17 protein-coding genes are annotated in these 18,138 nt (G+C 63.2%); 16 read left to right on the forward strand and 1 reads right to left on the reverse strand.

From position 1 onward, the window contains the following. Positions 1-94 precede the first annotated feature (94 nt). Positions 95-1,372, forward strand: a complete 1,278-nt coding sequence (locus NKH95_RS22925; RefSeq protein WP_352893306.1) for a 4-aminobutyrate--2-oxoglutarate transaminase — start codon at positions 95-97, stop codon at positions 1,370-1,372. A gap of 30 nt (positions 1,373-1,402) precedes the next feature. Here the strand turns inward: NKH95_RS22925 and NKH95_RS22930 are convergent, their stop codons facing one another. Further along, complete coding sequence (locus NKH95_RS22930; RefSeq protein WP_352893309.1) at positions 1,403-2,656, reverse strand: NAD(P)/FAD-dependent oxidoreductase; 1,254 nt, start codon at positions 2,654-2,656, stop codon at positions 1,403-1,405. 433 nt (positions 2,657-3,089) lie between these two features. On the opposite strand from NKH95_RS22930, the gene NKH95_RS22935 reads away from it, so the two are divergent. From NKH95_RS22935 to lnt, 15 genes are all read left to right on the forward strand, one after another. Continuing rightward, positions 3,090-4,379, forward strand: a complete 1,290-nt coding sequence (locus tag NKH95_RS22935) for an imelysin family protein (protein ID WP_023811422.1) — start codon at positions 3,090-3,092, stop codon at positions 4,377-4,379. A gap of 114 nt (positions 4,380-4,493) precedes the next feature. Beyond that, the gene (locus NKH95_RS22940; protein WP_023811421.1) at positions 4,494-4,805 is read left to right on the forward strand and encodes a (2Fe-2S)-binding protein; all 312 of its coding nucleotides are present in this window, start codon (positions 4,494-4,496) and stop codon (positions 4,803-4,805) included. Beyond that, positions 4,771-5,256, forward strand: a complete 486-nt coding sequence (gene bfr / locus NKH95_RS22945) for a bacterioferritin (RefSeq protein WP_352893312.1) — start codon at positions 4,771-4,773, stop codon at positions 5,254-5,256. The genes NKH95_RS22940 and bfr overlap by 35 nt, the downstream gene beginning before the upstream one ends. A gap of 12 nt (positions 5,257-5,268) precedes the next feature. Beyond that, on the forward strand, positions 5,269-6,870 hold the full coding sequence (locus NKH95_RS22950; RefSeq protein WP_352893313.1) for a di-heme oxidoreductase family protein: 1,602 nt from the start codon (positions 5,269-5,271) through the stop codon (positions 6,868-6,870). Continuing rightward, positions 6,870-7,949: an imelysin family protein gene (locus tag NKH95_RS22955; RefSeq protein ID WP_352893314.1), complete on the forward strand. Its 1,080-nt coding sequence runs from the start codon at positions 6,870-6,872 to the stop codon at positions 7,947-7,949. Before NKH95_RS22950 ends, NKH95_RS22955 begins: the two co-directional genes overlap by 1 nt. 352 nt (positions 7,950-8,301) lie before the next feature. Then, positions 8,302-9,408: a DUF1513 domain-containing protein gene (locus tag NKH95_RS22960; protein WP_023811418.1), complete on the forward strand. Its 1,107-nt coding sequence runs from the start codon at positions 8,302-8,304 to the stop codon at positions 9,406-9,408. 95 nt (positions 9,409-9,503) lie between these two features. Next, on the forward strand, positions 9,504-10,181 hold the full coding sequence (gene tsaB, locus NKH95_RS22965) for a tRNA (adenosine(37)-N6)-threonylcarbamoyltransferase complex dimerization subunit type 1 TsaB (protein ID WP_023811417.1): 678 nt from the start codon (positions 9,504-9,506) through the stop codon (positions 10,179-10,181). Further along, positions 10,182-10,676 carry a ribosomal protein S18-alanine N-acetyltransferase gene (gene rimI / locus NKH95_RS22970; protein ID WP_023811416.1) on the forward strand — a complete coding sequence of 165 codons (495 nt, stop codon included), beginning with the start codon at positions 10,182-10,184 and terminating at the stop codon, positions 10,674-10,676. Positions 10,677-10,697: 21 nt separating this feature from the next. Further along, positions 10,698-11,498 (forward strand): lyso-ornithine lipid O-acyltransferase, encoded by an 801-nt coding sequence (gene olsA / locus NKH95_RS22975; protein ID WP_023811415.1) that lies wholly within the window; start codon positions 10,698-10,700, stop codon positions 11,496-11,498. A gap of 72 nt (positions 11,499-11,570) precedes the next feature. After that, positions 11,571-12,992, forward strand: a complete 1,422-nt coding sequence (miaB, locus tag NKH95_RS22980) for a tRNA (N6-isopentenyl adenosine(37)-C2)-methylthiotransferase MiaB (protein WP_023811414.1) — start codon at positions 11,571-11,573, stop codon at positions 12,990-12,992. Between the two features lie 83 nt (positions 12,993-13,075). Beyond that, positions 13,076-14,068 carry a PhoH family protein gene (locus NKH95_RS22985; RefSeq protein ID WP_023758127.1) on the forward strand — a complete coding sequence of 331 codons (993 nt, stop codon included), beginning with the start codon at positions 13,076-13,078 and terminating at the stop codon, positions 14,066-14,068. A gap of 18 nt (positions 14,069-14,086) precedes the next feature. Continuing rightward, positions 14,087-14,587: an rRNA maturation RNase YbeY gene (ybeY, locus tag NKH95_RS22990; protein WP_023811413.1), complete on the forward strand. Its 501-nt coding sequence runs from the start codon at positions 14,087-14,089 to the stop codon at positions 14,585-14,587. A gap of 28 nt (positions 14,588-14,615) precedes the next feature. After that, positions 14,616-15,728, forward strand: a complete 1,113-nt coding sequence (locus NKH95_RS22995; RefSeq protein ID WP_023811412.1) for a hemolysin family protein — start codon at positions 14,616-14,618, stop codon at positions 15,726-15,728. A gap of 286 nt (positions 15,729-16,014) precedes the next feature. Further along, positions 16,015-16,332, forward strand: coding sequence for a VOC family protein (locus NKH95_RS23000; protein WP_245273216.1), 318 nt, complete (start codon positions 16,015-16,017; stop codon positions 16,330-16,332). 101 nt (positions 16,333-16,433) lie between these two features. Then, the gene (gene lnt, locus NKH95_RS23005) at positions 16,434-18,026 is read left to right on the forward strand and encodes an apolipoprotein N-acyltransferase (RefSeq protein WP_128304329.1); all 1,593 of its coding nucleotides are present in this window, start codon (positions 16,434-16,436) and stop codon (positions 18,024-18,026) included. The last annotated feature ends 112 nt before the right edge of the window (positions 18,027-18,138 follow it).

Raw genomic sequence — 18,138 nt, forward strand, 5'->3', positions numbered from 1 at the left:
GCCGGTGGTGCCGACTTGAGGAAAACGTGAAATAAGGTCAGAAGATGTCTCAACGGCATCAAACAGGACGGGCGCCGGCCCGGTGAGGGATACGATGAAGAATTCAGCCATTTCCGAACGCAAGAACCAATCGATTTCCCGCGGTGTCGGCATGACCACGCAGATCTATGCCGACCGGGCTGAAAATTCGGAAATCTGGGATGTCGAGGGGCGTCGCTATATCGATTTCTCGTCGGGCATTGCCGTCGTCAACATCGGGCATCGCCATCCCAGGGTGATCGAAGCGGTCAAGGCACAACTCGACCGCTTCACCCACACCTGCCACCAGGTGGTGCCCTATGAGAGCTATGTGCGCCTGGCCGAACGGCTGAACGGCATGCTGCCCGGCAAGTTCGAGAAGAAGACGATCTTCGTCACCACCGGGGCGGAGGCGGTAGAGAACGCCATCAAGATCGCCCGCAATGCCACCGGCCGTCAGGCGGTCATCGCCTTCGCCGGCGGTTTCCATGGCCGCACCTTCATGGGCATGGCACTGACCGGCAAGGTCGTGCCCTACAAGGTCGGCTTCGGCGCCATGCCGGGCGATGTCTATCATGCGCCGTTCCCGGTGCCGCTGCACGGTGTCTCGGTCGCCGACTCGCTGGCGGCGCTCGACCGGCTGTTCAAGGCCGATGTCGATCCGGCCCGCGTCGCCGCCATCATCATCGAGCCGGTTCAGGGCGAGGGCGGCTTCTACGAGGCGCCGCGTGACTTCCTGGTTGCGCTGCGCAAGCTTTGCGACCAGCACGGCATGCTGCTGATTGCCGACGAAGTGCAGACCGGCTTTGCCCGCACCGGCAAGATGTTTGCGATGGATCACCATGAGGTGGCGGCCGACATCACCACCATGGCCAAGAGCCTGGCCGGCGGTTTTCCGCTGGCGGCGGTCACCGGCCGCGCCGAAATCATGGATGCGCCCGGCCCCGGCGGGCTAGGCGGCACCTATGGCGGCAGCCCGATCGGCGTTGCCGCCGCGCACGCCGTGCTCGACGTGATCGAGGACGAAAACCTGTGCGACCGCGCCAACACGCTGGGCGCAAGGCTGAAGCAGCGGTTGCAGTCGATCCGCGACGACGTGCCCGAGATCGTCGACATCAGAGGCCTCGGCTTCATGAACGCGGTCGAGTTCAACGACGTCAAGAAGGGCCTGCCGTCGGCCGAGATCGCCAATGCGATCCGGTTGAAGGCGCTCGACAAGGGCCTGATCCTGCTGACCTGCGGTGTCTACGGCAACGTCATCCGCTTCCTGGCGCCAATCACTATCCAGGACGAAGTCATGAACGAAGCGCTCGACATCCTGGAAAGCTCGATCCGCGAAGTCTGCGCCGCCTGATCGGTAAAGGTGTCGGCCTGAGGGCCGGAATTATCCAACCGCTCTGGCGGGCTCTTTCTCGAGGAAAGCGGCCAGTGCCGCTTTCAGTCCTTCGGGGCCAGCCGCGATGGTCTGCGGCGTCGGCGAAAAGCCGGCGCCGAGCATCTTGCGGCCAAGCATGTGGTCGCCGGGACGGTTGACCGATTCGATACCGAGCAGCCGGTCGCCGGCATAGTGGTAGATCGAGAATTTGTTTTCGGGCAGGTCGCCCAGCACGACATGGCTGTCGCCGCCGGCGGTCAGGCCGACCATTTGCAATTTCATGTCGCCGATGTCGGACCAGAACCAGGGCACCGCCGAATAGGCGTCGGCATGGCTGGTGATCGTGCGCGCGGCAAGCCGCGCCTGATCGGTGGCGTTCTGCACCGATTCCAGCCGCACGTCGCCGCCGGTGAACCAGTGACGGTAGGAGGCAGCATCGCCAATGGCGAGAATCTCCGGCATCGACGTGCGCATCTGATGATCGACGCGGATGCCGTTGGCGATGCCGAGGCCTGCAGACTGCGCCAGTTCGACATTCGGCATGGCACCAATGCCGACGATCACCATGCGCGCCGGCAGCCTTTCGCCTGACGAGGTGATGGCGGCCGTGACATGACCGTTTTCGCCATCGAGCCTGGCGATCGAGGTGCCGGTGAGAATGCGCACGCCTGTCGCTTCCAGCCGTTGCCGGACGTGGCTCGCCACCACCGGCGCCACGGCGCGGCCGAGTAGCCGGTCCACGGCCTCCACCACTGTCACCGTGCGGCCGGTGGCCCGCAGTGTGGCTGCTATCTCCAACCCGATGAAACCGCCGCCGAGGATGACGATTTCGTCGCTTTGCGCGCTGAGGTCGCGGATCAGCCGCGCATCGGCCAGCGAGCGCAGCGACAGCACACCGGACAGGTCGGCACCGGGCAGCGGCAGCGTGCGCGGGCGCGAGCCTGTCGCCAGGATCAGATGGTCAAAGGCCAGCGCACCACCGCCGGCAATATCCAAACTGCGGCGCCGGGTATCGATCCGATCGATCCTGACGCCAGGCCGGTAATCGATGGCGCTGCCGGTGTAAAAGGCCTCGCCGCGCAAGGGTTGCGGCTTGGCCTCGGCATCCTTGATGAAAGTCTTCGACAGCGGCGGCTTGTGATAGGGAAGTTCGTCCTCATCCCCGACGAGGATCACCGGCCCGTCATAGCCGTCTTCGCGCAGACTGGCGGCCGCTTGCACGCCCGCATGACCCGCGCCGACAATGACCACACCGTTCTTCATCGCATTCCAATCCCGCTTCTATCCTAGGATGTCTCGCCAAGTGGCAATTGTCTGGTGCCGCCGCAAGAGAGCTTTTGCGGGTCGCACCCGGAATGGCAGCTGTCAATCGTACAGTTCAACGGCAAGACCGGTGCAGAAAGACGCATAAGTTGAGAGTCGTAGTTTAGAATAATTCTAAACTGTTGTTTCAATTGACTTTTCCTACGGATTGTCATTGACATCCGACGATGTCGCAGCTTTATGGAAGCTCGCGCGTCAGCGCATCCCTTTAATGTCTGGGCCTTGAACCCTTTCGATTGGAGGCATTTTGGTGTCTTTCTTCCGCGAACCGCGCGCTAGCGCGGCATCTCTTGCGCCCAATGGCCCGCAGATGGCCTGGCGCCGGTTGCTGTGCGCGCCGTTTACAGAATTTCCGAGAAACTGGAGAGTGATTATGACAGCACGATATGGCAGCAGGCTTGCGGCGATCGGCGCCACTGCCCTGCTGACGGCGGCGGTATTCGTGTTGCCGGCAAAGGCGGAAACCGATGCAAAGGCCGTCATCAAGACCTATTCCGACATCGCGCTCGCCAAATATGAGGATTCGCTGACCACCGCGCAGGCGCTCGACAAGGCGGTCGACGCGCTGCTCGCCACGCCATCGGCGGAAACCCTCAACGCTGCCCGTGACGCCTGGAAGGCATCGCGCGTTCCCTACCAGCAGACCGAGGTCTACCGCTTCGGCAACAAGATCGTCGACGACTGGGAAGGCAAGGTGAATTCCTGGCCGCTGGATGAAGGTTTGATCGACTACGTCGCCAAGAGCTACGGCACCGAATCGGACGCGAATGCGCTCTACACGGCCAATGTGATCGCCAACAAGGAGATCGAGATCAACGGCAAGAAGGTCGATGCATCGAAGCTTTCGCCGGAATTCCTCTCCGGCACGCTGCAGGGAGCCGGCGGCATCGAGGCCAATGTCGCCACCGGCTACCACGCCATCGAATTCCTGCTCTGGGGCCAGGACCTGCATGGCACCGGGCCGGGTGCCGGCGAGCGCCCCTATACCGACTACGACCTCCAGAACTGCACCGGCGGCAATTGCGATCGCCGCGCCGAGTATCTGAAATCGGCCAGCGACCTTCTGGTTTCGGATCTTCAGGAGATGGTCGGCAACTGGAAGGAAGACGGCGCCGCCCGCAAGGCTCTCGTCGATGGCGAGCCGAACACGGCGATCTCGACCATCTTCACCGGCATGGGCTCGCTGTCCTACGGCGAACTGGCCGGCGAGCGCATGAAGCTCGGCCTGCTGCTGCATGATCCGGAAGAGGAGCACGATTGCTTCTCCGACAACACGTACAATTCGCATCTCTACGACGCCATCGGCATTCGCGCGGCCTATCATGCGAGCTACACGCGTCTCGACGGCACCGTCGTTTCGGGTCCCTCGGTGGCCGATATGGTGAAGGCGGCCGATCCGGCGATCGACAAGGAACTGTCTGACAAGCTCGATGTTTCGGTCGCCAAGATGGAGGCGATCAAGGCGCGTGCACTGGCCGGCGAGGCCTATGACCAGCAGATCGCCGAGGGCAACATTGAGGGCAACGCCACCGTGCAGGCGGCGATCGATGCGCTGATCGATCAGACCAAGTCGATTGAGCGCGCCGTCGGCTCCTTGAAGCTCAGCACCATCGCCTTCGAAGGGTCCGATAGCCTCGACGCGCCGGACAAGGTGTTCAAGTAAGGGTCGAAAGACAGGTGACTGATCCGGGAGCCGGAAAACCGGCTCTGGAACGGCCTCCGCTAGAAAATCAAGCCACACGGCGCGGGAGACGCCGTCAGCCAGCCGAGCAAGCCAATGCTGATTTGTCATTGCAATATCATCACCGAGAAGGAGATCGAGCAGACGATCGTCGGGCTGCTGGACCAGGATCCCTGGCAGCTGATCGTGCCGGCGAAGATCTATCATGCCATGCAAAAGCGCGGTCGCTGTTGCGGCTGCTTCCCAAATGTGGTGGAAACGATCATTCGGGTCACCGAAAATTACCACGCCCGCTCGGAGGCGAGCGGCGTGGATGTCGTTTCACACCTGGATCGCGTCAGAGGCCTGCGCGTCCAATACGGGAGCAGAATTCATGAAAGGCGATCCGCAGATCATCGAGCGGCTTAACGAGGCCCTTTTTCTGGAACTCGGGGCCGTCAATCAGTACTGGGTGCATTTCCGTCTGCTTGAGGACTGGGGATACGCCAAGCTGGCAAAGAAGGAGCGGGCGGAATCGATCGAGGAGATGCACCATGCCGACAAGCTCGTCGCCCGCATCATCTTCCTCGAAGGCCATCCGAACCTGCAGTCCGTGGCGCCGCTGCGCATCGGGCAGAACGTCAAGGAAGTGCTCGAATCCGACCTTGCCAGCGAATATGATGCACGTACCGCTTACAAGCGTTCGCGCGAAATCTGCAACGACGCCGGCGACTACGTGACGATGAAGCTGTTCGAGGAATTGCTCGCCGACGAGGAGGGCCACATCGACTTTCTCGAGACGCAACTCGACCTGCTTGCCTCGATCGGCGAGGAGAAATACGGCCAGCTCAACGCCGCATCGGCGGACGAGGCGGAGTAAGGGCATGCGGGAATGCGGCGCCTGCTAGAATTCGTGCGCCGCTCGCGGCGGGCCGATGGCTCGCCGTCCCTTCCAAAGACGTCAGCCGGATTGGCGCGTCGGCACTATGTCATGCTCGTGTTGGCACTCACCTCTTCGGCGATGGCGGGTGATATTCAGCCGGCCGGCCTCGCCGTCACGCGCACCGACCTCAATGCGAAGGATCAGGCGCGCGTCATCGCCGTCACCAGGCCGACCACGGATTTTTCCAGGCCAGAGCAGTTCGAACTGATGCAAGGTGGCGCCGGCACGTCCCGAAAGGACGTCAGCCGCGATTCCTTCTCGCAATCCTCGGCCAACATCACCTTCGAGGAAGAGGGCGACTTCAAGCTCGGCAATGCCCTTTTCCGCAAGAATTGGGTCTCGTCGCCATCCTCGACGCAGGCTTCGGACGGGCTCGGCCCGCTGTTCAACGAACGCGCCTGCCAGAACTGCCATCTGAAGGATGGCCGCGGCCGCCCGCCGCAAGGCGACGCCGGCACCACGTCGATGTTCCTTCGGCTGGCCCGCGACGCCAGCAGCGCGCAAGAGAGGGAGGCGCTTGCCGACCACGAGGTGCCTAACTTCCCCGACCCGGTCTATGGCAGGCAATTGCAGGAGCTCGCCGTGCCCGGCCTGCCCGGTGAAGGCAGGATGCACATCGACTATCAGGAACGTAAGGTGGAGCTGACGGACGGCACAGTGATCTCCTTGCGCAAACCGAGCTATTCGGTTGACGGCCTTGGCTACGGGCCGCTTGACCCACGCACCACGCTGTCGCCGCGCCTGACGCCGCCGATGGTCGGCCTGGGCCTGATCGAACAGATCGCGCCGGCTGATATTCTCGCCCACGCCGATCCGGACGACAGGGACGGCGACGGCATTTCCGGCAGGCCGAACATCGTGCGCGATAGCCTGAACGGAGAACTGACGCTTGGCCGTTTCGGCTGGAAGGCGCAGACCGCGTCGATCCGCCAGCAGGCAGCGGATGCCTTTGCCGGCGACATCGGCATCTCGACGCCCGAAGAGCCGAAGCATTGGGGCGATTGCACTGCTGCGGAGGCAAAATGCCTCGCCATGCCGAACGGCGTGCAGCAGCGCCTTGGCCCGGTCGAGGCGCCGCCGCCGGTGATGGATCTCGTCACCTTCTATTCGCAGAACCTGGCCGTGCCGGCGCGCCGGGATCTCGACGCCCCACAAGTTCTCAAAGGCAAGAAGGTCTTCTATGAGATGGGCTGCATTGCCTGCCACACATCGAAATTTGTCACGCGCCGCGACACGCCCAACAAAGCGCAGGCCTTCCAGCTGATCTGGCCTTATTCCGACTTCCTGCTGCACGACATGGGGCCAGATCTGGCCGACGGCCAGGCTGTGGGCGATGCGACGGGCAATGAATGGCGCACGCCGCCACTGTGGGGCATCGGCCTGACCGAGACGGTCAACGGCAATTCCTTCTTCCTGCATGACGGGCGCGCGCGCAGCTTGACCGAGGCGATCCTGTGGCATGGCGGCGAGGCGCAGAAAGCGCGCGACCGCTTTGCCGCAGCCAATGCGGCCGACCGCAATGCGCTGCTCAAATTCCTGGAGTCACTGTGATGTTCAAGCGTTCTGCATTGTTTCTCGTTCTTCCGCTGGCTCTGCTGGGCGTTGTCCCTGCGTCGGCGGCGGTCAAAGCCTCCGATATCATCCAGCGCGCGATCGATGGCTTCGTCCGCCCGGCCTATGCCGGCCTGCACGAGCATGCGGAAGCCTTGACCGGATCCATGCGCGAGCTGTGCGTCACGCCCTCGCAAGGAGAACTCGATGCCGCACGCGCCGAATTCTCCGCCACCGTCTATGCCTGGTCGTCAGCCGAAATCATCGGCTTCGGACCGATCAAGGAGAACAACCGGCTGGAACGCATGCTGTTCTGGCCGGATCGCAAGAGCATCGGCCTGAAACAGGTACAGGCGGCGCTGTCCGCCAAGGATCCGACCGCGACCGATCCGGCACAACTGGCTGGCAAGAGCGTTGCCATGCAGGGGCTGGGCGCGCTCGAATTCGTTCTTTACGGCGACGGCGCCGATGCACTTGCCGGCAAGGATGATCCCTACCGCTGCGCTTATGGCACTGCTGTTGCCGGCAACATCGAAACCATGGCCGGCGAGGTCAGCGCCGCCTGGAACAAGCCGGGCGGCTTTCCAGCCCTTTGGGCCAATCCGGGGTCGCAGAACCCGCTCTACCGCGACGGCAACGAAGCGGTGACGGAACTGGTCGGCGTCTTCATCAACGAACTGGAAATGGTCCGCGACGTGCGCCTGAAAGGGTTTTTCGGCGGCAAGCCGGATGCGGACAAGCCGAAACAGGCAATCTACTGGCGCTCGCAAAACACCACCAATTCGCTGGCTGGAAATCTCTCCGGCATCGACACGCTGTTCCAGGCCTCGAAGCTTGGCGACGCCCTGCCGCCCGATGCGCGCTGGATGGCCCAATCGATCCATATCCAATTGGTCAACGGTGTCGCCACCGCAAAGTCCATTCAGGGCCCGATCGACAAGGCGCTCGCCGATCCGACACTGCGTGACAAACTCGACCATTTCGCGCTGATCACCTCCAGCCTGTCGACCTTGATCGGCACCAGGTTGACCGCTGAATTCGGCCTGACCGCCGGCTTCTCGTCGCTGGATGGGGACTGAGCATGACCTTGAGATTGGCCGAAACGCCCATAGCTTCGTCATCCTGGGGCGAAGCAAGGAGCGAAGCGACGCAGCGCAGACCCCGGGATCCATGCCGCGACTTCAAAGCGCTGCCGCGGTCCAGAATTTTGCTCCGTTGCACCCGACGGTCAAGGTCACGGCATGGATCCTCGGGTCTCCGCGACGGAGCTTCGCTCCTGCTCCGCCCGTGGATGACGAAGTTCCGGAGGCGTCGGCCAACTTCCAATGTCTGCGATGGATCATTCCAAGAATCGGTAGGTGCCAAGCGTCAGCTCCGATCCGTAATAATCACCGTGTCCTGGAGCGAGCCAGTGCAGGGGAGGATAGTCTCTTGAAAACCTCCCTCATCGATCGCCGCGATTTCCTGAGGGCTGCGGGTATCGGCTTTGCCGCGGCAATGGCGCCGTCGGCCTGGGCAACGACGCTTGCGGCCGACGCCGTCTTCGCCACCGCTTTCGTCAAACGCGACGGCAGCTTTGGCGCTGCCGTCCTGTCCGAGGCCGGCAAGCTCCTGCATGCGATCGACCTGCCCGATCGCGGCCACGATGTCACCTTCGATCCCATATCGAAACGCTCGGTGGTCTTCGCGCGTCAGCCCGGCACCTTCGCCGTGGTTTTCGATCACTCGGGCCGTGACGCGCCGCTGACCATCGCCAGCATCGCCGGCCGGCATTTCTTCGGCCATGGCGTGTTCTCGCCCGACGGGGCGCTGCTTTATGCCACCGAAAACGACTTCGAGAATGCTGCCGGCGTCGTCGGCGTCTACGACGCGCGGGCGAAATTCAGCCGCATCAGTGAGTTCCCGACCTACGGCATGGGTCCGCACGAGCTTCTGCTGCTGGGCGACGGCAGGACGATCGCTGTTGCCAATGGCGGCATCGAGACCCATCCGGATTACGGCCGCGCCGAGCTCAACATCGCCACCATGAAGCCGTCCTATGTGCTGATAGACCGCGTTACCGGCTATGTCATCGAGAAACACGAATTGCCGGCCGCACTGCATCAGCTGTCGATCCGCCACATGGACACCGATCCGGCCGGAAGCGTCTGGTTCGGCTGCCAGTACCGGGGACCGGGCAGCGATCGTCCATTGCTGGTCGGTCGCGCCGCGCGCGGCAAGGATCTGCAGTTGCTCGACATGCCGCAGGACGTTTTGTCCGGCTTCCGCAACTACATAGGCTCGGTCGCGGCCAATCGGGCTGCCGGAACCGTCGCCGTTTCCTCGCCGGAAGGCAACTCGCTTGTCGTGATCGATGCGGCCAGCGGCCGGGTCGTTGCGAACAGCGCGTTGGTCGAGGTCTGCGGCGTGGCCCCCGATGGAACCGGCTTCATGGCCACCACCGGCGCCGGCGAGATCGTCGAGGGCAGCGGCGCGACACGCTCCGAACCGGACTATGTCTGGGACAACCACATGCTGCGCATCGAACAGGCCGCATAGTCTACCAGCGAAGCCGTTTAACGAATTATGCACTATCCCCTTGCGGTGGCGGGCCGTGGCGGGCACAGGGAATTGTTTTTCGAACCGGTTGCCTCATGAAATTGCTTGCCATCGACTGTGCCGCCAACCTTTGCGCCGCTTGCGTCTATGATGCTGTGGCGAAGCGGGAGCTTGGCCGCTCGGTGCTCGATCTCGGCAAGGGCCATGCCGAGCACCTGATGGCGGTCACAGCCGAAGCGCTGGAGGCAAGCGCAACCGACTATGCCGGTCTTGGCGCCATTGCCGTCTCTGTCGGCCCCGGTTCCTTCACCGGTCTGCGGGTCGGCGTCTCGACCGCGCGTGGCCTGGCGCTGGCGCTGAAGATACCGGCGATCGGGGTGACGACCCTGGAGGCGCTGGCCGCCGAAGCAGCAGCCGCATTTCCCGGTCGCGCCGTGCTGGCGGCGCTCGATGCCGGCCGTGAGGAGATCCACGCCGCCTTTTACGACGAAACGTCAGCCTTGGCTTACGGTCCGGCCGTGGCCACGCTGGCTGACGTGGTGGCCATGGCGATGGAAACGTCTCCGGTGCTTGCCGGCACCGCGGCAGCGCTCATCAGCGCATCGGCCGGGCGCGAATTTGATGTCGGCCCTCGGACAGCCACCGCCGACATTGTCACCTACGCCCGCCTGGCTGCCGCCAAGGGCGCAGGCGAACGGCCGAAACCACTCTATATGCGCGGCGCCGACGCCAAGCCGCAGGCTGGCTTTATTCTATCAAGGCAAGAAAGATAAATGCGCATACCTTTTCTCCAACCACGCCGCCGGGACTACGCGCTCGAGCCGCTGAGGATCGCCGACAGTCCGGCGGTCTCGCTGCTGCATCGCGAGGACTTTGTCCGCCCCTGGACCGATGGCGAATTCGCCGCCCTGCTCGAACAGGACACCGTGTTCGGCTATGCCGCGCGCGAAACCGGGCAGGGCTCCAAGCCGCCCGTCGGCTTCGTGCTGGCGAGGCTTGCGGCAGGCGAGGGCGAGATCCTGACCGTCGCGGTGGCGCGATCGCATCGTCGCCAGGGGTTGGGCTGGCAATTGATGGACGCGGTGTTGCGCGAACTGCACGCGCAGCGCGCCGAAGCGCTGTTCCTCGAGGTCGATGAGACCAATGTCGCGGCGATCGCGCTTTATCGTCGGCTGGGCTTCCATGAGGTCGGCAAGCGGCCGAATTACTACAGATCGGCCGAACACGGACCGACCGGCGCGCTTGTCATGCGCCGCGATCTTCGCTAGCGACACGGCCGGGATGAGGCGATGATCAAGAAAATCAGGATTTTCCTGGCGCTGGGCCTCGTTGTCGCCGGTTCGCTGGTCCTCGTGCCGTTACAGATCCTGTCGATGAAGACCGGCTGGTGGCCGGAAACCTTCATCCTCAAGATCTGGCACAGGCTGATCGTCAGGGCGCTCGGCATGCGCATCCATGTCAAGGGAACGCTGTCCGACAAGCGCCCGCTGCTGGTTGCGTCCAATCACATCTCCTGGACCGACATCATGGTGCTCGGCTCTTTTGCCGACGTAAAGTTCATCGCCAGGGCGGATATGGAAGGCTGGCCGTTGATCGGCATGCTGTCGAAGCTGCAGCGCACCGTGTTCATCGAGCGCGAGCGCAAGCGATCGTCGGGCGACCAGGCAAGCGAGATTGCCAGCCGCATGGCCAAGGGCGATGCGATGGTGCTGTTTGCCGAGGGCTCGACCGGCGACGGCAATATGGTCCTGCCGTTCAAGAGCACGCTGTTCGGCGCCGCCTCGATGGCGATTTCCGAAGGCGCGGCGGAACAGGTGTTCATCCAGCCGGTGGCGATCGCCTATACGCGTCTGCACGGCGTGCCGCTCGGCCGCCGGCATCGCCCGCTTGCCGCCTGGATCGGCGATGAGGATCTGATGCCGCATCTCAAGGTATTGCTCGCTGAGGGCGCGCTCGACGTCGAGGTGCATTTCGGCGAGGCAATCGCCTTTTCCAAGGGTTCGAACCGCAAGGAGACGTCGAAACTGATGGAAAGCCAGGTGCGTGAGATGATGCAGGCGGCGCTTGCCGACCCGCGGCCGAGCCGGTAGCTCCGGCATGCCCTTGCTGGCGCGCCGAGAATCGTCTGTTTTTTGTCACGGAAAGGCGTTAGAAGCCGCCTTATGGACTTGAACACGATAGAAAGCGACGACATCGGCACTACGGCTGGACAGCCGGCGGTGCTTCCCGCGGCAGCGAGAAAAGTCTTCATCAAGACCTATGGCTGCCAGATGAATGTCTATGATTCACAGCGTATGGCCGATGCGCTGGCTGCCGACGGCTATTCCGCGACCGATGCCATTGGCGAGGCCGACCTGGTGTTGCTGAACACCTGTCATATCAGGGAGAAGGCGGCCGAAAAGGTCTATTCCGAGCTCGGCCGTATCCGCGACATGAAAGCCGAGCGTGCCCTGGCCGGCCGTGAGATGCTGGTCGGCGTCGCCGGCTGCGTGGCGCAGGCCGAAGGCGCCGAGATCATCCGCCGTTCGCCTGCCGTCGACCTGGTCATCGGTCCGCAGACCTATCACCGGCTCCCGGACGTGCTGGCGCGGGTGCGCGGCGGCGAAAAGATCGTCGAGACCGACTACGCCATCGAGGACAAGTTCGAGCATCTGCCGCAGCCCAAGCGCGCCGAGGTCATCAAGCGCGGCGTCACCGCCTTCCTCACCGTGCAGGAAGGCTGCGACAAGTTCTGCACCTTCTGCGTTGTGCCCTACACAAGGGGCTCCGAAGTCTCCCGGCCGGTGGCGCAGATTGTCGCGGAGGCTGAGCGCCTGGCCGAAGCCGGCGTGCGCGAAGTGACGCTGCTTGGCCAGAACGTCAATGCCTGGCATGGCCGGGGCGAGGCCAAAGGGGGCAAGACCGAGGAGTGGGGCCTTGGCCGCCTGCTCTTCAGGCTGGCCGAAATCCCCGGGCTGGCGCGTCTGCGCTACACCACCAGCCACCCGCGCGACATGGATGACGAACTGATAGCGGCCCATCGCGATCTGCCGGCGTTGATGCCCTATCTGCATCTTCCGGTGCAATCCGGCTCCGACCGCATCCTCAAGGCGATGAATCGCCGGCACACGGCGAGGGATTATCTGGCGCTGCTCGACCGTATCCGTGCCGCGCGGCCTGACATCGCGCTCTCCGGCGACTTCATCGTTGGCTTCCCCGGCGAGACAGAAGCGGATTTCGAGGCGACGATGGAGTTGGTGCGTCAGGTGAATTACGCCTCGGCCTTCTCGTTCAAATATTCGCCGCGCCCCGGCACGCCGGGCGCCGAAATGTCCGATCATGTGCCCGAAACGGTCAAGGACGAGCGCTTGCAGCGGCTGCAGGCTCTGCTTGTGAAGCAGCAGCAGGATTTCGGCTTGAGCCTCGTTGGAAGCACCATCGACACGCTGATCGAGAAGCCCGGCCGTCAGGCTGGCCAGAAGGTTGGCCGCTCACCTTGGCTGCAGCCGGTTATTGTTGATGAAAAGGCCGGCGAAATCGGTGACATTATCCAGGTGCGAATCACGAAGACGGGCTACAATAGCCTGTTCGCCGAATTGGCCTGAGGGTCTCGGCAGATGAGGAGAGACGGTTGAGCGCAGCAGAGCTGAAGAACCTGCCCCCGGTACCGGCATCTGGGGCTTCTGACATGGCGCACATCGTTCTGACTTTCGACAACAACAAGCTTGCCAGCGCCCTTTATGGTCAGTTCGACGAAAACCTCGCCAGGCTGGAGCAGAAGCTTGGCGTCGACATCCGCTCACGCGGCAACCAGCTGACCATCAAGGGTTCGGCGTCGGCCGCCGAGCAGGCGCGCCGCGCGCTCGACAATCTCTACGGCATTCTCCAGAAGGGCGTCGATATCGGCCAGTCCGACGTCGATGGCGCCGTGCGCATGGCGATTGCCGCCGACGATCAGCTGACCCTGCCGACGCTGGAGCGTAAGGGCAAGGTTTCCGCCGCCCAGATCGCCACCCGCAAGAAGACGATCTATGCCCGTTCACTCAACCAGGACGCCTATATGCGGGCGCTGGAACGGTCGGAACTGGTGTTCGGCATCGGCCCGGCCGGCACCGGCAAGACCTATCTGGCGGTGGCGCATGCGGCGATGCTGCTCGAGCGCGGCATGGTCGAGCGCATCATTCTCTCGCGGCCTGCGGTCGAGGCCGGCGAACGGCTGGGCTTCCTGCCCGGCGACATGAAGGAGAAGGTCGATCCCTATCTGCGGCCGCTCTATGATGCGCTCTACGACATGATGCCCGCCGACAAGGTTGAGCGCGCCATTGCCGCCGAAGTGATCGAGATCGCGCCGCTCGCCTTCATGCGCGGCCGCACGCTGGCGCATGCCGCCGTCATCCTCGACGAGGCGCAGAACACCACGCCGATGCAGATGAAGATGTTCCTGACGCGTCTGGGCGAAAATTCGCGCATGATCGTCACCGGCGACCCGACCCAGATCGACCTTCCCTCCAACACCAAATCGGGCCTGGTCGAAGCCTTGCGCGTGCTGGACGGTGTGGCGGGCGCGGTCACCGTGCGCTTCAACGACGGCGATGTGGTCCGCCATCCACTGGTGGCGGAAATCGTCAGGGCCTACGACCGGGACGCCAAGCTGGCGCGCGGCCTCGGCGCCGAGAATTGATGTTGACGATGCGGCTTCATGCCTGAGGACATAATATCCGGCGACGGGAATGTTCCCGTCGACATCGACATATCGGTTGAGGCGGGCAACTGGCCCGACGAGGTAAGCCTGACGCGGCTGGTCGATGGCGCGGTCAAGGCGGCTTTTGCCGAAACCGGCGTGGCGGGCCGTTCCGAACTCAGCCTCGTTTTTACCGACGACGCCCATGTCCAGCTCCTCAATGCCGGCTGGCGCGGCAAGGACAAGCCGACCAACGTCTTGTCTTTCCCGGCTTTTCCGTTTGCGCAAGGCGGTCCGTTGCCGCCGATGCTGGGCGACATCGTGCTGGCCGCCGAAACGGTCGCCCATGAAGCGGCACTGGAAGACAAGCCGGTCGAGAACCATATCACCCATCTCGTCATCCACGGCCTGCTGCATTTGCTGGGCTACGATCACGAGACCGAGGCCGAGGCCGAGGCGATGGAAGCCGTCGAACGCGCGGCGCTTGCAAGGCTTGCCATTCCCGACCCCTACGCGTAACTACATCTGATCAATTGACCGGACGACGATGAACGACAAACCAGAGACTGCCGCCCGCCCCGACGCCGGCAGTGCGAACAAGGCTTCCGACACGTCGGAAGAGGGATCAAGTCCGAGTACCGTTACGTCTGGCGCTAGCAGTACCTCTGCTGCTGCCGGTGCTGGCAGCGCTGCCAGCGAGACGTTGCCTGCCGGTCCCTCACTGTTCGACCGCGTTCTGGGCCTGTTCAGGCAACGCAACGGAACCAGCCTGCGTGAGGAAATTGCCGGCGCGCTAGCCGAGACGACGAGCGATGCCGGCGCCTTCTCGCCCGGCGAACGCGCCATGCTCAACAACATCCTGCGGCTGCGCGAAGTGCGCGTCGAGGACGTCATGGTACCGCGCGCCGACATTCAGGGGGTCGAAATCACGACGACGCTCGGCGATCTCCTGGGCACTTTCGAACAATCCGGCCATTCGCGCATGCCGGTCTATTCCGAGACGCTCGATGATCCGCGCGGCATGGTCCATATCCGTGACGTGCTGGCCCACATCACCAAGATCGCGCGCGTCAAGAAGGGCCGCACGACCAGGAAAACCCCCGCTGCCACGGTTCTCGATCTTGCCCAGGTCGACCTCGCACGCACCATTGGCGACCTCAATCTGATCCGCCCGGTGCTGTTCGTGCCGCCGTCGATGCTTGCCTCCGACCTGATGGGCCGCATGCAGACGACGCGCACCCAGATGGCGCTGGTCATCGACGAATATGGCGGCACCGACGGCCTCGCCTCGCTGGAAGACATCGTCGAGATGGTGGTCGGCGACATCGAGGACGAGCATGACGACGACGAGCCGATGATCACCCAGAGCGGCGACGGCGTGTTCATCGTCGACGGCAAGGCCGAGATCGACGACGTCGCCAAGATGATCGGCGGGGATTTCGCCGCCGGTGAACATGGCGAATATGTCGACACGATCGGCGGCATGATTTTCAACACGCTTGGCCGTGTTCCGGCCCGCGGCGAGGTGGTGCAGGCCATACCCGGCTTCGAGTTCCACGTCCTCGACGCCGATCCGCGCCGCGTCAAGCGCGTGCGCATCGTGCAGAGCCAGAAGGGTGAGCGCCGCCGGCGCGCCACCGCGCGCACCGAACAGGCGTAAGCATGATGCCGAAAAGTTGCAGACTTTTTGGATGAACATCATGCGGCAAAACCAGGGCTTAAGCATGATGCCGAAAAGTTGCAGACTTTTCGAATGAACATCATGCGGCAAAACCAGAATCCAGGCGCTTAGGGATGGCGGTCGAGGACCCCTTCAAGCATCCAAGTCTGGGGTCCGGTGTTTTCTATAAGGACCCTCGTGCCGCGCTGGACTGGCTGGAAGCAGCCTTAGGCTTCGCGCGCAGCATGGTGGTCAGCGATGCCGAGGGAAACTCGTCCATGCAGAGATGCGATTCGGCGACAGCTACATCATCGTAGATTCCGAATGGAGCGATTATGTTGCCAGCCCGGCTTCGGTCTTGGGCAAGAACACGCAGTCGATCTATGTCAGGCTGAAGCGCGGCCTGGATGCGCATTGCGAGCAGGCGCGGGCGGTCGACGCTGATATAATCCAGGAGCCGGCGGATCAGTTCTACGGCGAGCGCCAGTATCGTGCACGCGACCCCGAAGGCCATGTCTGGACCTTCACGCAGACCATCCGTTCGGTTCCGCGCGAGGAGGCCGAGCGGCTGGGCGGCGTCCAAATCGAGGGTTGGCACCGGTAGGGCAGGCCGAAGCTGTGCATCTCAGCCAGCCCATCCGCCGTTTGGAGCGCGGAGCGCAGCCTGTTAAATCTTGTGTCCTGATTCGCGACTCGGAAGTATGCATGGAGCGCCTCACCGGCCGGATAATTCTGCTTTGGGGTTGGCGGCGTGCGCTCGTGGCGTTTCTCGCAGGCGCTTTTGCCGTGCTTGGGCAGGCGCCTTACGATTTCTTCGCCGCCTGTTTCGTCTCGTTTCCGCTGCTGGTCTGGCTGCTCGACGGCGCCACCGGCGAAGCTTCCGGCAGCCTGTTCCAGCGCCTGCGGCCGGCTTTCGCCGTCGGTTGGTGGTTCGGTTTCGGCTATTTCCTCGCCGGCCTCTGGTGGATCGGCTCGGCGCTGCTGGTCGAGGCCGACAGTTTTGCCTGGGCGCTTCCCTTCGCGGTGGTCGGCATTCCTTTCATGCTCGCCTTTTTCTACGGCTTTGCGGCAATCGTTGCCCGGCTGCTGTGGAGCAACGACATTGGCCGCATCGCCGCCCTTGCCTTCGGCTTCGGCCTGGCGGAATGGCTGCGCGATTTCCTGTTCACCGGTTTTCCCTGGAATGCCGTCGGCTACGCGGCCATGCCCGTGCCGCTGCTGATGCAGAGCGTCTCGGTGACGGGCATGATCGGCATGAACGCGCTCGCGGTGTTCGTCTTCGCATTGCCGGCACTGCTGGCGGCACGTCGGCATCTGCGCCTCGGCGCGGCACTGTTTGTCGTGCTCGCCGCCGCCCATGTCGGCTTCGGCTATGTCAGGCTTGCCGCTCCCGAACCGCCAGCTTCACGCAGCCTGGATGTCCGCATCGTCCAGCCGGCCGTTGACCTGTCGGAAAAATGGGATGCCTCGGTGCGCGACCGCATCTTCGCGGTCCTGATGGGGCTCTCGGCCAAGGCGCCGGACCCAGGCCATCAAAAGCCGCAACTGATCTTGTGGCCCGAAACCTCGGTGCCGTTCCTCTTCACCGAGCGTCCGGACGCATTGACGGCGCTGGGGGACATGCTCGGACCCGGCCAGATGCTGATTGCCGGCGTCGTTCGCGAGGAAGGCGGTTCGGCCGCGAATGCCGACAGCCGTTACTACAACTCCGTGGTGGCGATCGACGACAAGGGTGAAATCGCTGACGCCGTCGACAAGGTTCACCTGGTGCCGTTCGGCGAATACCTGCCTTTCGCCGATCTGCTCCAGCGTTTCGGCATCGAGCAACTGGTTGCCGGGCCGATGAGTTTCGCGGCCGGCAATGAGCGCCACGCCATCACGCTGCCCGATGGCATCCGTGCGCTGCCATTTATCTGTTATGAGGTGATCTTTCCCGATCTTGTGGCAGTTGACGCTGCGTCAGCGCAGCTTATTGTGAACGTTACCAACGATGCGTGGTTCGGCGACACGCCGGGTCCGTATCAGCATTTCAGGCAGGCCCAGATCCGTGCGGTGGAAAATGGATTGCCATTGGTGCGTGCTGCCAACAACGGCATCTCGGCCGTCGTCGATCCGCGTGGGCGCATCGTCGATGCGCTTGCGATCGACGCACGCGGCGCCATCGACGCCCACATACCGATTTCCGGACAGGCGCTCATATCTCCCGGCCAACGGCGCATTAACGGAATGCTGATCATGTTGCTGTTTGCCGTTGGGGCAGCGCTGTTGAACGTAAGGCAAAGGCTACGGGTGAATTGACAGCCCACACATTAGAAACTCATACTGTAAGTGCCTGAAAATTTCTCGAAGCCGGTGGATCGTTCTGTTGGGGCAGTTGCCTCCGGCTTTGTTTGGGCAGGAAAAAAATAGA

The sequence above is a fragment of the Mesorhizobium sp. M0848 genome (assembly GCF_040319805.1).
GTDB lineage: Bacteria > Pseudomonadota > Alphaproteobacteria > Rhizobiales > Rhizobiaceae > Mesorhizobium.

Bases quoted from the DNA above. Each gene is read 5' to 3' on its own strand.
- lnt (WP_128304329.1), top strand. From the start codon at position 16,434: ATGGAGCGCCTCACCGGCCGGATAATTCTGCTTTGGGGTTGGCGGCGT.
- NKH95_RS22925 (WP_352893306.1), top strand. From the start codon at position 95: ATGAAGAATTCAGCCATTTCCGAACGCAAGAACCAATCGATTTCCCGC.
- ybeY (WP_023811413.1), top strand. From the start codon at position 14,087: ATGCCTGAGGACATAATATCCGGCGACGGGAATGTTCCCGTCGACATC.
- olsA (WP_023811415.1), top strand. From the start codon at position 10,698: ATGATCAAGAAAATCAGGATTTTCCTGGCGCTGGGCCTCGTTGTCGCC.
- rimI (WP_023811416.1), top strand. From the start codon at position 10,182: ATGCGCATACCTTTTCTCCAACCACGCCGCCGGGACTACGCGCTCGAG.
- NKH95_RS22985 (WP_023758127.1), top strand. From the start codon at position 13,076: ATGGCGCACATCGTTCTGACTTTCGACAACAACAAGCTTGCCAGCGCC.
- NKH95_RS22935 (WP_023811422.1), top strand. From the start codon at position 3,090: ATGACAGCACGATATGGCAGCAGGCTTGCGGCGATCGGCGCCACTGCC.
- NKH95_RS22995 (WP_023811412.1), top strand. From the start codon at position 14,616: ATGAACGACAAACCAGAGACTGCCGCCCGCCCCGACGCCGGCAGTGCG.
- bfr (WP_352893312.1), top strand. From the start codon at position 4,771: ATGAAAGGCGATCCGCAGATCATCGAGCGGCTTAACGAGGCCCTTTTT.
- tsaB (WP_023811417.1), top strand. From the start codon at position 9,504: ATGAAATTGCTTGCCATCGACTGTGCCGCCAACCTTTGCGCCGCTTGC.
- NKH95_RS22930 (WP_352893309.1), bottom strand. From the start codon at position 2,656: ATGAAGAACGGTGTGGTCATTGTCGGCGCGGGTCATGCGGGCGTGCAA.
- NKH95_RS23000 (WP_245273216.1), top strand. From the start codon at position 16,015: ATGCGATTCGGCGACAGCTACATCATCGTAGATTCCGAATGGAGCGAT.
- NKH95_RS22955 (WP_352893314.1), top strand. From the start codon at position 6,870: ATGTTCAAGCGTTCTGCATTGTTTCTCGTTCTTCCGCTGGCTCTGCTG.
- miaB (WP_023811414.1), top strand. From the start codon at position 11,571: ATGGACTTGAACACGATAGAAAGCGACGACATCGGCACTACGGCTGGA.
- NKH95_RS22950 (WP_352893313.1), top strand. From the start codon at position 5,269: ATGCGGCGCCTGCTAGAATTCGTGCGCCGCTCGCGGCGGGCCGATGGC.
- NKH95_RS22940 (WP_023811421.1), top strand. From the start codon at position 4,494: ATGCTGATTTGTCATTGCAATATCATCACCGAGAAGGAGATCGAGCAG.